Annotated in this window: 15 protein-coding genes; 11 read left to right on the plus strand and 4 right to left on the minus strand. The window is 41.5% G+C overall.

Annotation, left to right across the window (positions count from 1 at the left end; translation table 11 throughout):
- Positions 1 to 85 precede the first annotated feature (85 nt).
- Both FSB76_RS17685 and FSB76_RS17690 read right to left on the minus strand, forming a co-directional pair.
- A complete protein-coding gene (locus FSB76_RS17685) occupies positions 86 to 1,315 on the minus strand; it encodes an RNA polymerase sigma factor (protein WP_147055606.1) in 1,230 nt (409 codons plus the stop codon).
- Between the two features lie 47 nt (positions 1,316 to 1,362).
- A complete protein-coding gene (locus FSB76_RS17690; RefSeq protein WP_147055608.1) occupies positions 1,363 to 1,716 on the minus strand; it encodes a YciI family protein in 354 nt (117 codons plus the stop codon).
- Between the two features lie 182 nt (positions 1,717 to 1,898).
- Here FSB76_RS17690 and FSB76_RS17695 point away from each other — a divergent pair, with 182 nt between their 5' ends.
- The 11 genes from FSB76_RS17695 (at position 1,899) to FSB76_RS17745 (ending at position 12,283) form a co-directional block, all read left to right on the plus strand.
- Entirely contained in the window at positions 1,899 to 2,375 is a 477-nt protein-coding gene (locus FSB76_RS17695) for an RNA polymerase sigma factor (protein WP_147055610.1), read from the plus strand.
- Positions 2,359 to 2,964: a hypothetical protein gene (locus tag FSB76_RS17700; RefSeq protein WP_147055613.1), complete on the plus strand. Its 606-nt coding sequence runs from the start codon at positions 2,359 to 2,361 to the stop codon at positions 2,962 to 2,964. The genes FSB76_RS17695 and FSB76_RS17700 overlap by 17 nt, the downstream gene beginning before the upstream one ends.
- A 77-nt stretch (positions 2,965 to 3,041) precedes the next feature.
- The gene (locus FSB76_RS17705) at positions 3,042 to 4,028 is read left to right on the plus strand and encodes a DUF6427 family protein (protein ID WP_147055615.1); all 987 of its coding nucleotides are present in this window, start codon (positions 3,042 to 3,044) and stop codon (positions 4,026 to 4,028) included.
- 126 nt (positions 4,029 to 4,154) lie between these two features.
- Positions 4,155 to 4,847 (plus strand): phosphoribosylformylglycinamidine synthase subunit PurQ, encoded by a 693-nt coding sequence (gene purQ, locus FSB76_RS17710; RefSeq protein ID WP_147055617.1) that lies wholly within the window; start codon positions 4,155 to 4,157, stop codon positions 4,845 to 4,847.
- The gene (locus FSB76_RS17715) at positions 4,847 to 5,590 is read left to right on the plus strand and encodes a type III pantothenate kinase (protein ID WP_147055619.1); all 744 of its coding nucleotides are present in this window, start codon (positions 4,847 to 4,849) and stop codon (positions 5,588 to 5,590) included. Before purQ ends, FSB76_RS17715 begins: the two co-directional genes overlap by 1 nt.
- Complete coding sequence (locus FSB76_RS17720; protein WP_147055620.1) at positions 5,583 to 6,899, plus strand: hypothetical protein; 1,317 nt, start codon at positions 5,583 to 5,585, stop codon at positions 6,897 to 6,899. Before FSB76_RS17715 ends, FSB76_RS17720 begins: the two co-directional genes overlap by 8 nt.
- Positions 6,892 to 7,488: an LPS export ABC transporter periplasmic protein LptC gene (lptC, locus tag FSB76_RS17725; protein WP_147055622.1), complete on the plus strand. Its 597-nt coding sequence runs from the start codon at positions 6,892 to 6,894 to the stop codon at positions 7,486 to 7,488. Before FSB76_RS17720 ends, lptC begins: the two co-directional genes overlap by 8 nt.
- A gap of 95 nt (positions 7,489 to 7,583) precedes the next feature.
- Positions 7,584 to 9,725: a peptidylprolyl isomerase gene (locus FSB76_RS17730; protein WP_147055624.1), complete on the plus strand. Its 2,142-nt coding sequence runs from the start codon at positions 7,584 to 7,586 to the stop codon at positions 9,723 to 9,725.
- Positions 9,726 to 10,273: 548 nt separating this feature from the next.
- The gene (locus tag FSB76_RS17735; protein ID WP_090642291.1) at positions 10,274 to 10,789 is read left to right on the plus strand and encodes a DUF2480 family protein; all 516 of its coding nucleotides are present in this window, start codon (positions 10,274 to 10,276) and stop codon (positions 10,787 to 10,789) included.
- Between the two features lie 146 nt (positions 10,790 to 10,935).
- Positions 10,936 to 11,712 carry a DUF3108 domain-containing protein gene (locus tag FSB76_RS17740; protein WP_147055625.1) on the plus strand — a complete coding sequence of 259 codons (777 nt, stop codon included), beginning with the start codon at positions 10,936 to 10,938 and terminating at the stop codon, positions 11,710 to 11,712.
- 7 nt (positions 11,713 to 11,719) lie between these two features.
- Positions 11,720 to 12,283: a DUF3109 family protein gene (locus FSB76_RS17745; protein ID WP_147055627.1), complete on the plus strand. Its 564-nt coding sequence runs from the start codon at positions 11,720 to 11,722 to the stop codon at positions 12,281 to 12,283.
- 144 nt (positions 12,284 to 12,427) lie between these two features.
- On the opposite strand, the gene FSB76_RS17750 is transcribed toward FSB76_RS17745, so the two are convergent.
- Both FSB76_RS17750 and FSB76_RS17755 read right to left on the minus strand, forming a co-directional pair.
- Positions 12,428 to 13,156 (minus strand): YjjG family noncanonical pyrimidine nucleotidase, encoded by a 729-nt coding sequence (locus FSB76_RS17750; protein WP_147055629.1) that lies wholly within the window; start codon positions 13,154 to 13,156, stop codon positions 12,428 to 12,430.
- A 211-nt stretch (positions 13,157 to 13,367) separates the two neighbouring features.
- Positions 13,368 to 14,114 carry a segregation and condensation protein A gene (locus FSB76_RS17755; protein WP_147055631.1) on the minus strand — a complete coding sequence of 249 codons (747 nt, stop codon included), beginning with the start codon at positions 14,112 to 14,114 and terminating at the stop codon, positions 13,368 to 13,370.
- Positions 14,115 to 14,227 lie beyond the last annotated feature (113 nt).

Raw genomic sequence — 14,227 nt, forward strand, 5'->3', positions numbered from 1 at the left:
CTTTCGACTAAAAACTATCGTAATTGCATGATTAATAAAGTAATAGGTATTATTAGATAGTTGTATAAAATTAACGAAAATCAGGTTACTTTAATTGCGCTAAATCTTTTTTGATGCGGGTTTTCTCGCTTGCGGTTTTTGCAAGCTTTAACGCGGTTTGCAAATGGGCTATGGCCAGTGTGTTATCTGCATCTTTATACAAATGGCCCAATAACACATGGTATAAGTGGTTATCGTTCAGCTTCAATTTTTCGGCTTCAATAATGGCATCTTGTTTACCGCGGGCCTTATACAAGGCATAAGTACGGTTGAGCGCCGCCGCCGGCGAATAGGCAATTTGCAGCAGGCGGTTGTATAATTGCAGTATGCTTTCCCATTTATCTATCGTATCCTCCTTTACAGTATGCCAGTAGGCAATGGCCGCTTCCAGGTGGTATTTGTTTACCTGGTTGCCTTTAGATGCCAGTTCCAGGTAATGTTTTCCTTTGTGTATCAGTTCATCAACCCAAAGGCTGGTATCCTGATCGTCATAACGTACCATTTCGCCATGTTCGTCGGTACGCGCGTCAAAACGCGAGGAATGGAAACACATCAGTGCCATCAGGGCGCAAGTTTCGGGCAGGTTGGTCAGCTCATTTTCAATGAGCAGGTAGGTGAGGCGCATGGCCTCTAAACAGAGGTCTTTACGCAAGGTGGTATCCTGGCTGGTAGAGTAATAGCCTTCGTTAAACAATAAATATAAGGTGGTTAAAACAGCCTGCAGCCTTTTGCTTATTTGCGGTGTTGCCGGGAATTCAATCTTTACTTTTTCTTCCCGCAGTTTTTCCTTAGCCCTGAACAGGCGCTTATTAATGGTGGCTTTGTTGGATAAAAAAGCATCGGCAATTTCATCAATCCCAAACCCGCATAGAATTCGTAACGCCAGGCTCACTTGTGCTTCAGCAGGCAACACCGGCTGGCATATGGCAAACATTAGCTGTAGCTGGCTGTCATTAATGTGTTTGTCCGATAGGTCTATTTCAAACTCAGCATAGTCCGGCTGTCCCGATTGCAGGATGGGGGTAACTTTTTGGTCGAAGATTTTATTGCGCTTTAAATAGTCTTTGGCCCTGTTGCGGGCTACGGCGTAAAGCCAGGCAACGGGGTTTTCGGGCAGGCCCTTAAGCCCCCAGGTTTCGGCGGCGCTTAAAAAAGTTTCGCTGGCAATATCTTCGGCAATTTCGGGATGCTCAAAACCAAAGTGCTTGTACAGTACCGATACTATTTTGCGGTACTCGGTACGAAATAAATGCGGCAACAGTTCAGTTTTGTTCATGGTGGTATAAAGCCACCTCCCGGATGCGGGGAGGTGGCAGCATAAAATTACATATTCATGGGCACAACCTGGCGTACCTCAACATTGCCGCCAACCAGCAAAATAGGGCAACCTTTTGAAATTTCGGTAGCCTCTTCCAATGTATCGCACTTGATCATGGAGTAGCCGCCTATTAATTCTTTTATTTCAACATAAGGGCCGTTGGTAACTACGTTGCCAGGCCTTACCACCGATCCGGTGCCGTTATAAAGGCGGTTGCCGTTACTAACCAGTTTGTCTTGCGCGGCAATGCCGCCCAGCCAATCCATCCACAATTTCATGGTTGCCTGCATTTGCTCTGGCGAGCGTGACTCTGTTGCGTTTTCTTCAACTTGTCTGAAGATCAATAAAAATTCGTTCATGATGATTTAAATTTTGGTGATTAAAGCTGTAAGACGATCAGGTTTTATGGAATAGGACAGCAGGTGAAAAATAATTTATATATTTCAATTAACGGTTCAAGATACGGCAAATTTGCCATCGGAAAATAAATGTAGCATTTTAAAAAATCCGGTATCTAAATAACCGAAAACAAATCAAGGGCATGTCGTTCGAAGAAATTTATGATACCTATTACAGCAAAATCTTCCGTGTATGCATGGGTTACATGAACGATCATGACCGTGCCCGCGATATTACCCAGGAAACATTTATTACCGTTTGGCAAAAGCTCGATCAGTTCAGGAACGAATCGGCCATAGGCACCTGGATTTTTCGCATCGCATCAAACCATTGCCTGCGCCAGCTGGAAAAGCAAAACCGGATGCCAATTGGCGAGATGCCGGCCGAATTGGAAGATAAACCGCCACCCGATACCGAAGGCCAGGTGCAACTGCTGTATAAATGTATAGCCGAACTGCCCGAGATTGACCGCATCATCATTTCATTGGAGCTGGAAGATGTAAAGCAAGCCGAAATAGCCGCTATTACCGGGCTTTCTGAAACCAACATCAGGGTAAAGGTTTACAGGATTAAAGAAAAACTATCTCAAAAATTTAAAAAGTATGAGCAGCAATATTGATTTAAAAACGCTTTGGCAGCAACAGCCCGCAGGCGATAAACCCGATATTAAAGCCGTAATAAAAAAGGCCATGGGCATAAAAAATAAAACAAGAAATAAACTGATATGGACCAACCTGGTATTGTTTGCAACAGTAATTTTGATAATATACGTAGCGGTCAATTTAGATACCCGGGTACTTACTACTACCATTGGTGTGGTGCTTATTATATTTGCCATAGTTGCTTTTATGATCGTAAGCAATGGCCTGTATATGGGCCTCTTTAAAAGCCACCCCGAAACGGATGCCTTTACTTACCTGGCCGAATTAATGTCGATACAAAAAAAGCAGCAGTTCATTCAAACCAGGGTATTAAAATTATATTTCCTGTTTTTAGGAACAGGCTTGTTTTTATATATGATAGAGTTTGAAAGAAAAATGAGTTTTTTTTGGGCGATAGTATCCAGTGTATGTTCATTGGGGTGGTTAGCCTTTGCCTACTTTTATATAACACCCCGTGAGTTTAAAAGGCAGCAGGCCGATATAAACGCTACCATAGCAAAATTACAGGCTATAAATAAGCAATTAGATGAACCTGAAGGAGCGTAGCAGGCTTATCTCCTTAAATCTATTACCACTCTTTTGGCTTTTTGTGCTAATTTTACCGCCGCAAAATATCGCCCGCTATGATCCAGGTTTTCCGGTCTTTTAATCCTTTGAATGTATTGTGGCTGGTGGTTGTATTGTTCCTTACCCGGCTGGGCTATATGATACAGGTACCCGGTAAACTGGAGTTTGTGTTTGTTGAGCCGTTTGCACGCCTGCTGGTGCCGGTTGCTTATGAGTACGCACTGTCGCCCGGGCTGAATATTTTTTTTGCAGCAGTGTTGATACTGATACAAGCATTGCTGCTTAACTATTTAATAAATCACTATAATTTATTAAGCAAGCCCTCTTTTTTGCCGGCTTTGATGTATGTAACGCTCTCGGGGTTGTTTTCGCCTTTTTTGATATTGAGCGCGCCGCTTATTTGTAACTTTTTGCTGCTATGGATGTTATTTAAGCTATTTAGCTTATACAAAGGCGATAATGCCAAATCAATATCTTATGATGCAGGCATGATAGTTGCGCTTGGTTCGCTTATTTACTTCCCGTTTATTTACCTTTTTTTGATCATTTGGATATCACTCATATTATTTAAGCCCTTTAACTGGCGCGAGTGGGTATCGGGCATTTTGGGGTATGCCACCATCTTTTTCTTTTTGGCAGTGTTCTACTATCTAAACGATAAGATTGCCGTTTTTTACAATATCTGGTTGCCACTGGGTAAAAAGTTTCCTGATCACATCAGCATTAACTCCTATAATTACCTGCTGCTGATACCTGTTTTATTAATATTGGTGCTTTGCATTTTTAAATTGCAGCAAAATTTCTTTAAAAGTTACGTGCAAACCCGTAAATCTTTCCAGCTTTTATTTTTTATTTTTTTGATTGCCGGCTTTTCATTTTACGTGAACGCCTCCTTTCACATAAACCATTTTTTGTTGTGCATAGCGCCCGCCGCGGTGTTTTTTGCCTATTATTTTTTGTATGCAACCAAAAAATGGTTTTACGAAAGCCTGTTTTTATTGCTGTTAATCAGCATTATCTACTTTCAGTTTAACAAATTTTAACTTTTACATTCGTCCAAATTTCAGCGGTTATATTAGTTTTGTAGCGTGAAACTATTATTGGCTGCTGTTTAAACAAACAACCAGGCGATTGTAGTATCATAAAAACTTACACAAAAAACAAATCAGATGAAATTTGGCGTAGTTATATTCCCCGGTTCTAACTGTGATGAAGACATCATATATGTATTAGAAAAAATAATGGGTCAGCAGGTTGTAAGGTTATGGCATAAAGACCATGATTTACAAGGTGTAGACTTTGTTGTTTTACCCGGCGGTTTCTCCTTTGGCGATTATCTTCGTTCAGGTGCTATCTCCCGTTTTTCGCCAATTATGCAGGAGGTTATCCAGTTTGCTGCAAAAGGCGGTTACGTAATGGGTATTTGTAACGGTTTCCAGATATTGGCCGAAGCCGGTTTGCTGGATGGCGCTTTACTGCATAACGAAAATCGTAAATTCATTTGCCGCAACATTTATCTTAAACCACAAACAACCCAATCGTTGCTTACCGTTGGTTTAGAGCAGAACCAGGCATATAAAATTCCTATCGCCCATGGCGAGGGTAACTTTTTTGCCAGTGCTGATGTGATAAAACGCTTAAATGATAACGACCAGGTAATGTTCCGCTATTGCGATGAGGCAGGTAATATTACAGCTGATGCCAATCCTAACGGATCGTTGGAAAATATTGCCGGTATCACCAATGCTGCCCGCAACGTATTTGGTTTAATGCCTCACCCTGAACGTGCTGCTGATTCATTATTAGCTAACGAAGACGGACTGGCCATTTTTGAATCAATATTATCAGTAGTTAGGGCCTGATGACCAGCCTGGTTATCGATATTGGTAACACATTTACAAAGATTGCCGTTTTTAAGCTTGATGAGTTGCTTACGGTTGAACAATTTGAAGATGTGCCCGTGACCAGGCCGGATGAACTGATCAGTGAATATAACGTTGACAGGGGAATAGTATCGTCGGTAAAAAAAAATGTGGAGCCCTGGCAAACAAGCTTAACATCTAAAATACCGCTGGTTACATTTAACAACACCATGACCAGTGGAATACAAAACCACTACCTAACCCCCGAAACACTTGGTACCGATAGAATGGCTGCCGTAATAGGGGCAAGCCATATATACCCAGAGCAAAATACCCTGGTAATAGCAGGCGGCACCTGCATAACTTACGACTATGTTGACGCCAACCGGAATTATTTTGGAGGCAGCATATCACCAGGTTTAAATATGCGTTATAAGGCAGTAAATTATTATACCGCCGGTTTGCCGCTTATTAATGCCGATGCCGGGTTTACGCCAGGCTACGGAAACAATACCGAAACCGCTATACGCTCGGGCGTGCAAAACGGTATAAAATATGAGTTAACCGGGTTTATTGAAAGCTATAAAGCCGTTGATAACCAACTAAATATTGTGCTAAGTGGGGGCGACAGTATTTTTTTTGATACGCTGTTAAAAAACAGCATCTTTGCCCCCTATATAAAAATTGAACCTTATTTGGTTTTAAAAGGATTAAACGCAGCTATACAAAAGCATAATGATTAAATATACCAGGTTTCTTTTAACACTTCTATTTTCTGCAGTAATTGTATTTGCAGCAAACGCGCAGTCTACCACCAGCTCTCCATATTCAAGGTTCGGTTTGGGCGATATCAGCCCACAATCAACGGCCCAAAGCCTTGGTACAGGCGGCATTGGCGTTGCTACCAACAGGATTAGCTTGTTTAACAACATCAACTTCCTTAACCCTGCATCATACGCGGCTATTAATTTAACTACTATTGATATAGGTATTTACAGCAACTTTTCAACCTTGAGCCAAACCGGGCAAAGCAGCCAAAGCAATAAAAACTTCAGGTTAAGCCATATAGCTTTTGGTATTCCCGTAAGCAAGCATTCGGCATTGAGTTTTGGTTTGTTGCCTTACAGCGAACGTGGTTATAGCTATAAAAAATCGGTTAGCAGCCTGGGTACTTCTTCGCCGGCCGATACCAATACTACCAATTATACTTATAATGGCGATGGCGGCTTATCAAAAGCGTACATAGGCTACGGCTTTACAATTGCCAAACATTTGCTAATAGGTGGTAATGTTTCCTATATATTTGGTAATTTAAAAGATAATACCACCACCGAAACGCCCGGACTTGCAGGATTTTTGAGCACAAAAATTGAGCAAACCAATGCCATTGGCGGTTTAAATTACGATTATGGTTTACAGTATTCCATTGATCTTTCCGAAACCAAACATGTTATCTTGGGCTACTCGGCATCAGCGGGATCAAAACTCAACTCGCAATCAAGCTTCATTGTAAGCCATTATACCAACGATGCCAACGGCAATCCCAACATCGCGGTTGATAGTGTGATAAATAAACAAGGGTCATCAGTAAAACTGAAGCTGCCGCAAATAAACAGGTTTGGGGTATCGTTCCAAAATGACGGTAAATTTTTAATCGGCGCCGATTACTCTATGGGGCAATGGTCAAACTATACTATTAATGGTCAAAACCAGGGTTTGGTAAATAGCCGCACCATTAATGTTGGCGCGCAAATTACACCAAACATAGCTACCATACGCAACTACCTGGCTACTGTTGATTACCGCATAGGTGGTATTTACGATGAAACTTACATGGTTGTTAATAACACCCGCATAAAAAGGGTAGCTGTAACCGCCGGCTTTGGTTTGCCTTTACGCCCTAATAACGGTAGTTTTTACAAAATCAACTTCTCGGCCGAGGTTGGTAAAAGAGGTACGCTGGCTAATGGCCTGGTTAAAGAAAACTACGTTAACCTGCACTTAGGCTTTACGTTAAACGACAGGTGGTTTACCAAATATAAATTTGACTAATAACAGCATGTACAGCGGGGCAAAATATATGAAAGGTGCAAGCCTGCTGTTATTGCCTTTATTTGGCTTGTTTATAACTTCATGCGAAAATGACCTGAACAAGGTTAAAGAGATTGCATCTAACGAAGTGGGGATTGTGGTTGAACCAACAACCGGGGTTGACCTTATTATGAGCGATTCGGCAAGGGTTAAATTGCACCTGTTAGCGCCGCTTATGCTACAGTACCAAACAAAAGAACCCTATAAGCTGATGCCCAAAGGCGTAAAAGTTATACTTTACGATAAACAAACCCAGCAGGAATCGGGCAATATTGTTGCAGATACGGGTATCTCCCGCGATACTAAAAAGCTTATTGAGTTTCATAAAAACGTAGTGGCAACCAATGCCAAAGGCGAAACCTATAAATCTGACGAACTTTACTGGGACCAGACCACAAAAAAAGTTTATTCGCACAAACCTGTACAGGTAACCATGAATGGAGGCAACGTAATGAACGGCGATAGTTTTGAAAGTGATGACGCCTTCCTGCACCCCACGCTCAAAAGCAGTACGGGCGTATTTCACGTAGACGAAAAAGTGACACAATAATGTTGTTTTTTTCAGGAAAATTTTGTGTTATAGAATTTTACTAAAAATTGTATCTTGCGCCCTCTTTTAAAAGAATATAATAATTACAGAAGTATATGGGTATAATGGGTTTCTTGCGCGAACGGATGGGAAAAATCCTGGCAATCTTTATTGGGGTTGCACTTTTTGCATTCATCGTGAGCGAGGTAGTAAGATCAGGTGGGTCATTTTTTAAAGATGACCGCAACGAACTTGCCGAAGTAAACGGCGAAAAAGTTCAATTAGATGAGTTTAATAAAAAACTCGACCAAAACACAAATCAGTTTAGGCAACAATCGGGGCAAAGTATTTCGCCCCAGATATTAAACTATGTTCAGGAAACTACCTGGAACCAGGTTATAAGCGAACTGCTGCTTAATAAAGAGATTGAGAAATTAGGTTTAACCGTTGGCGATGATGAGGCCGCGGCTATGGTAACCGGTAACAATCCCGATCAGCAGATAACCCGCGTGCCACAGTTTGCCGATCAGCAAACCGGCCAGTTTGATAAAAACAAACTTAACCAGTATTTAAGCTTTATATCATCGGCTAAAGCCGATACTGCTGCTAAACATCAGTGGGGAGAATTCCTGAAACAGGTATTTGAAGCCAAACAAAAAACCAAGTATATGGCTATTGTTACCAATGGCTTGTACGTAAACTCATTAGAGGCTAATGATGATTACCAGGCAAAAAATAAATTAGTTAGCTTTAAATATGCTACACTTGATTACGCGTCTATCCCAGATGCCAAGGTAACTTTAACCGATGCCGATTACAGTGCGTACTATGATGCCCACAAAGCTGAGTTTAAAAACCAGCAGGAAACCAGGTCATTTGATTATGTAGCTTTCAATGGTTCCCCTTCTAAAGAGGATAGCGCTGCTATTAAGGCCGAAGTAAACAAACTGGTTGATAGTATTAAAGTAAGCACCAACGATTCGCTTTTTGTGCAGATTAACTCTGAAACTAAAACCCCGCTTGTATTCCAGAAAAAAGGCGCGTTTGAGCCTAAGTTGGATACTTTGATGTTTAACGCTGCCAAAGGTTTTGTTTATGGCCCTTACGTATCAAACGGAAGCTATAAAATTGCCAAACTGAGCGACGTTAAAACTACCTTCGACTCGGTGCGGACAAGACATATTTTGATTAACCCTCAAATTGAAGGTGGTATCGAAAAAGCGAGAGCTAAAGCAGATTCACTTAAAAAGTTAATTGAAGGCGGCAGGCCGTTTACAGATTTTGTTGCCAATTTCTCTACAGATAAAGGCAGTGCTGTTAAAGGTGGCGAAATACCTTCATTTGATGTTAACGGCTTGATGGCGGGCGGCCAGGGTCAAATAACCGCCGAATATGCCAATGCCGCTTTTAAAGCAAGCAAAGGCAGCCTGATTGTGGTTACCTCGCAATTTGGTGTTCACCTTATACAGGTTGAGGATCAAAAAGGATCGGTAAAAGTAATTAAAGTGGCTGTTGTTGATAAACCAATTGTTGCCAGCAGTAAAACACAAACTGTAGCTTATAGTAAAGCCCAGGGATTTTTAGCTGCTTTAACAAAAGATAATTTTGATGACGAAGCTAAAAAAGAAGGTGTTAAAAAACTTACCGCTGATGATGTTGCCGGCACCGCCTCGGGCCTGCCTGGTTTAGATAATGCCCGCGAAGTTGTAAGATGGGCATTTAAGGCCGACAAAGGCGACCTTGCCGATAAAGTATTTACAGTTGGCGATCAATACATCATCCCTCGTTTAACTCAAATTAAGCCTAAGGGTATTTTACCGCTTGACGTTGTTAAAAAGCAAATTGAACCTGCTGTGCGCAACGAAGTAAAAGCAAAACAACTGAATGAAAAATTCGCGGCTGCGCTGAACGGATCATCATCAATTGATCAGGTAGCTCAAAAGGTAGGTACTAAAGCAGTTCCGGTACAAAATATTGTTTTTGCTAACCCGATTATTCCGGGCCAGGCTGGTGCCGAATACAAAGTTGTGGGTTCTATCTTCGGTTCTCAGCCCAACAAGCTTTCAAAACCGGTTAACGGCCAACAAGGCGTATTTGTTTATATTGTTGATGGGTTTACCAATCCGGCACCGCTTACCAACAACTTAAGGCAAAAACAACAAATAGCGCAAACCTTAATACAACGTGCAGACGGACATGTGTTAGATGCGTTGAAAGATAATGCCAATGTAAAAGATAACAGGGCTAAACTGTTATAATATAAATTAAAGTAATTTTACATCCGGGAACAGCGTTAAACTGTCTCCCGGATTTTTTTTGCCTGGGGATTTTTAAAGTTGTTAATGCGGGTGAACAAACAGACTTGTAAAATATAGGGGTGGGTAAAGCGGAAATGACATACAAAAATTAAAAACGGTCATCCTGAGTAGCCACCGGGTAAGCTGGGAAAAACAGTGATGACGTTTGTGAAATAACATTTATAAAACCCGTCATTGCGAGGTACGAAGCAATCCCGAACTATGTGGGACTTAGCATGTCGGGGATTGCTTCGTACCTCGCAATGACAGTAATTTGATATTGATATTCAGTAGCTTACAAGCGCGTCATTATAAGGTACGAAGGATCTGTTCGCGAACTTTTCTATCGTTCATGCACAGCTGATAGATCCTTCGTACCTCAGGATGACAGGAAAATCGGGCATATCAGGGATAGGAACGGAGATTTACAAAGCAAAATCAAACTTAATTTTAGAGTTTAAAAATTAAGATTTAGAATTTAATGAAATTAGGATTTAGAATTTAACGTTATGGATATACAGGAAAATATAGTAAATAAAGTAGCCCAAAGCGGCTTGGTTACCTTAGATCCCGCCTCGTTTTACCCTGCAGGCGAACGCGTTATTTACGACATTAAAGATAACCTGTTCCATGGCCTGATGCTGCGCGAAAAAGATTTGCGCGATTTTATAAAAGAACACGATTTTACGCAATACCAGGACAAAAACGTAGGTATTACCTGTAGCGCTGATGCTATTGTGCCAACCTGGGCTTACATGTTACTGGCAAACCGTATGGCACCTTATGCCCGCGAAGTTGTTTTTGGCAATGCGGATGTATTAGAAACAGTTTTGTTTGAAAAAGAGATAGCGAAAGCCGACCTGGAACAATACGCGGGCCAACGTATTGTATTAAAAGGATGCGGAGATATAGCGGTGCCCGTTTCGGCCTATGTGGAGCTTACCAAAAAATTAACACCCATAGTAAAAAGCATTATGTTTGGCGAGCCATGTTCGACGGTACCAATTTATAAGCGTAAGGATTAACATTACTGTTTGCTTTTCATCGATCCAGCTATCCAATAGTTTCCGGCTCATGCAATAAAAATGGGTTTAAACCATTTATAGTATCAATTGTCCTATTCATGTGCTGGTTATAAACACAAATTGGCTTCAGTTAAAAGCAAACATTAATGAAAAAAATCGTCCCGTGCTCCTTGTTCTTTATACTGTTTTACACTTCGGGCTTTGCACAGGAACTTGCAAAAGTAACTGAGCCGGTATTTAAAGTAGGCGAAAAACTGAGTTATAAAATGCAGTATGGCTTTTTTACCGCAGCCGAAGCTAATATCAGGATTGAAGCCAGCGATAAAAAATTACCAGGCAACGCCTTTCATTTGATTGCCGAAGGAAAGACAGCCGGTACCTTTGATATATTTTACAAGGTGCGCAACCGTTACGATTCATATGTAGATCAAAATACATTGTTACCTTACTTTTACAGCGAAGACCGGCACGAAGGTAAATGGAAGCATACCGACAAGGCAACTTTTGATCAAAGAGACAAAAAAGTAACCGCTAATAAAGGCGAGTTTTCATACAAAGGCGATTCATATGATTTTGTATCGGCTTATTATTTTGCGCGTACCATTGATGTATCCAGGCTTAAAACAGGCGATACATTTGATTTGCAATATTTTTTGGAAGACGGCTTTCATAAAATGAATATCACTTATGTTGGTACAGAAACTATTAAATGTGATATGGGCACCTTTAACTGTTTGAAATTTAACCCTACAATTATCCCGGGGCGTATTTTTCGTAAGGATAGTAAATTGTACCTTTGGATTACCAATGATGGCAACAGGATACCTGTAAAGGCGCATGTTGAAGTTATTTTAGGCAGTATAACAATGGAGCTACAATCTGCAAGCGGGTTGAAGTATCCGTTAAACCCCATAAAGAATTAAATTGAATATGATTGAGGTAGGTAACGTGTTGGTGCACGAAGATGTAGTTAAAGAAAACTTTGTTTGCAATTTAAACAAATGCAAAGGCGCCTGCTGCCTGGAAGGCGACTCGGGTGCTCCCCTGAATGCCGACGAACTTGATATTTTAAAAGAAATATATCCAAAAGTAAAGCCTTACCTAACGGCCAAGGGTATCAAGACCATCGAAAAGGTGGGTACTTATGTAAAGGATTTTGAAGGTGATTACACCACCCCCTGTGTAGATACCAACAAAGAGTGTGCTTATGTGATTTGGGAAAACGGCATCACTAAATGCGGCATCGAAAAAGCTTATGAAGAGGGGGCTGTTACGTGGAAAAAACCCATCTCTTGCCATTTATACCCCATACGCATTACAGCCTACCCGGAGTTTGATGTGTTAAATTACGACCGTTGGAGCATTTGTAGTCCCGCCTGCACCTTTGGCGACGAATTGAAAGTACGCGTTCACGAATTCTTAAAAGGCCCGCTGATTCGCAAATATGGCGCTGAATGGTACCAGGAATTGGAAAATGAAGTAGCCGGAAGGTAAGTAGGCTTGCTTTCTGGGGCAAACTGCTTCGGTATGCTGCTTTTTAGGCCGTTGGAGCCACTAAAACTTAGCGAGATTGTCTTCCTCTCCTTGTAGGTGTTGATGATGTATTTTAATAGCTGTTTGACTTTGCTGTTTAAAATCTTAAAACATCCCCACCAACTCTTTCAAATGCCCTATCTGTACGGGTACATCTTCCGGCTTTGGCGCATTAAAGGGGTTAAAGTAAATAGCGTCCATGCCAAATCCTAAAGCGCCGTAAATATCGGCTTCCAGGCTATCGCCAATCATCACGCTTTCTTTTTTGTTGGCTCCGGCAAGGTCTATCGCATGCTGAAATATAGCTTTATCGGGTTTGTTTACACCTACATCCTCAGAGATGATAATATTTTTAAAATAGCCTGCCAGGTTACTACCGGCAATTTTTATCCGGGTGGAGTCTTTAAAACCGTTGGAGATGAGGTGTAGCGTATATTTTGATTGCAGGTAAGTGAGCGTTTCATGGGCGTGCGGAAACAGGTTTGTTTTTGTAGGGCACAACTGCACGTAGGCATCCTCAAAATCAACCGGCATCAGGTCGGGGTGCAGGCCAAGATCGGTAAAGGTGCGTTTAAACCGTGCATCTCGTAGTTCATCTTTAGTGATTTGCCCGGTATGGTATTGTGCCCAAAGCTGATGGTTATTACGGGTATAAGTTTCAATAAACAAACCGGCAGAAGTAAGGCCGATGCGTTCCAGCTGGTGAAGGTGATAAAGTTCATGCAAAGCCTCCTCCGCATTTTTATCAAAATCCCAGATGGTATGATCAAGATCGAAAAAGATATGCCTTTTAATTTCGGATTTGGGAACGGGAGCTTCTGATTGATTTTTCATTTGGATATTATGCGTTTGCGATACGAAGGGGCAACATCCGCCGGTCAATTATCCATCGCCCTGCAAAGTTCGTTATTAGATTGGTTGCCGCTACCTTTTTTTTTAAAAACATTAACAGCTGATTCTCCATCGAGTATAACAGCGGCAATCTGGTGTAAATAAACCTTCATTTCGCCAGTCATATTCTGTCTCAAATCTCAAATCTAACGTCTCATATCTCCTTAGGCGATATCCAAAAGTTATTGTAGCCCAGGCCGATTTGTATGTCTATCAGTTCCTGTTGCAGCATCTCCAGCACAGCCAAAAAGTTGTATACAAAATGGACCTTATTTTCCGATTCTTTGGCGAGCGCCTTAAAATCGAGCATTTTATTGATCTTAAGCAGGTCGGCAACAGCTTGCTTCTGTTTTTCGATAGTGTAAGGGTACTGCACTACGGTATGCTTCACCTCTTCGCTGCGGTTAAGGTAGTTGCGCATGAGGCGTTCGTGCACCATCATTAGCTTGTACAGGCTTATTTCAGATAGCTCTTCGCCGGGCAGTACTACTTTTTCTATCTGCTCCAGGTCGTGCTTAATGTTGCCTCGTTTCTCCTGTTTAAAACGCTCTTCCTCATATGGCCGCAGTTCGTCGCATAGTTCCTTAAACTTTTTGTATTCTATCAGTTTGCGGATCAGGTTTTCCTTGGTATCGGTATCATCTGCGGCATTTTCGGCCTCGTAGCGGGGCAGCAGCATTTTGGCCTTAATGCGCATCAGGGTTGCGGCAACAAATATAAACTCGCTGGCCAGCTCCATATTCAGGCTGGTCATCTGGTGAATGTAGTTCAAAAAATCGTCGGCAATTTTGGCAATTGGGATGTCGTGGATATCCAGTTCATCGCGTTCAATAAAAAACAGCAACAGATCAAACGGACCTTCAAACTGGGGTAAATGTATGGCAAAGCTGTCGTCGGTCATGACTGTAAAAATAGAGTCAAGAATCAAGAATCAAGAATCAAGAGATAAGATTTTTTTAAATAGGTAATTAAACCTGGGATAAGGCGGCTGTCTTGACTCTTGATTCTTAACTC

It is taken from the genome of Mucilaginibacter ginsenosidivorax, from assembly GCF_007971525.1.
Classification (GTDB): domain Bacteria; phylum Bacteroidota; class Bacteroidia; order Sphingobacteriales; family Sphingobacteriaceae; genus Mucilaginibacter; species Mucilaginibacter ginsenosidivorax.

Coding starts and splice junctions, on each gene's coding strand:
- FSB76_RS17735 (WP_090642291.1), top strand. CDS start 10,274: ATGGATATACAGGAAAATATAGTAAATAAAGTAGCCCAAAGCGGCTTG.
- FSB76_RS17715 (WP_147055619.1), top strand. CDS start 4,847: ATGACCAGCCTGGTTATCGATATTGGTAACACATTTACAAAGATTGCC.
- FSB76_RS17685 (WP_147055606.1), bottom strand. CDS start 1,315: ATGAACAAAACTGAACTGTTGCCGCATTTATTTCGTACCGAGTACCGC.
- FSB76_RS17720 (WP_147055620.1), top strand. CDS start 5,583: ATGATTAAATATACCAGGTTTCTTTTAACACTTCTATTTTCTGCAGTA.
- FSB76_RS17695 (WP_147055610.1), top strand. CDS start 1,899: ATGTCGTTCGAAGAAATTTATGATACCTATTACAGCAAAATCTTCCGT.
- FSB76_RS17750 (WP_147055629.1), bottom strand. CDS start 13,156: ATGAAAAATCAATCAGAAGCTCCCGTTCCCAAATCCGAAATTAAAAGG.
- FSB76_RS17700 (WP_147055613.1), top strand. CDS start 2,359: ATGAGCAGCAATATTGATTTAAAAACGCTTTGGCAGCAACAGCCCGCA.
- FSB76_RS17755 (WP_147055631.1), bottom strand. CDS start 14,114: ATGACCGACGACAGCTTTGCCATACATTTACCCCAGTTTGAAGGTCCG.
- FSB76_RS17730 (WP_147055624.1), top strand. CDS start 7,584: ATGGGTATAATGGGTTTCTTGCGCGAACGGATGGGAAAAATCCTGGCA.
- FSB76_RS17740 (WP_147055625.1), top strand. CDS start 10,936: ATGAAAAAAATCGTCCCGTGCTCCTTGTTCTTTATACTGTTTTACACT.
- FSB76_RS17705 (WP_147055615.1), top strand. CDS start 3,042: ATGATCCAGGTTTTCCGGTCTTTTAATCCTTTGAATGTATTGTGGCTG.
- FSB76_RS17745 (WP_147055627.1), top strand. CDS start 11,720: ATGATTGAGGTAGGTAACGTGTTGGTGCACGAAGATGTAGTTAAAGAA.
- FSB76_RS17690 (WP_147055608.1), bottom strand. CDS start 1,716: ATGAACGAATTTTTATTGATCTTCAGACAAGTTGAAGAAAACGCAACA.
- purQ (WP_147055617.1), top strand. CDS start 4,155: ATGAAATTTGGCGTAGTTATATTCCCCGGTTCTAACTGTGATGAAGAC.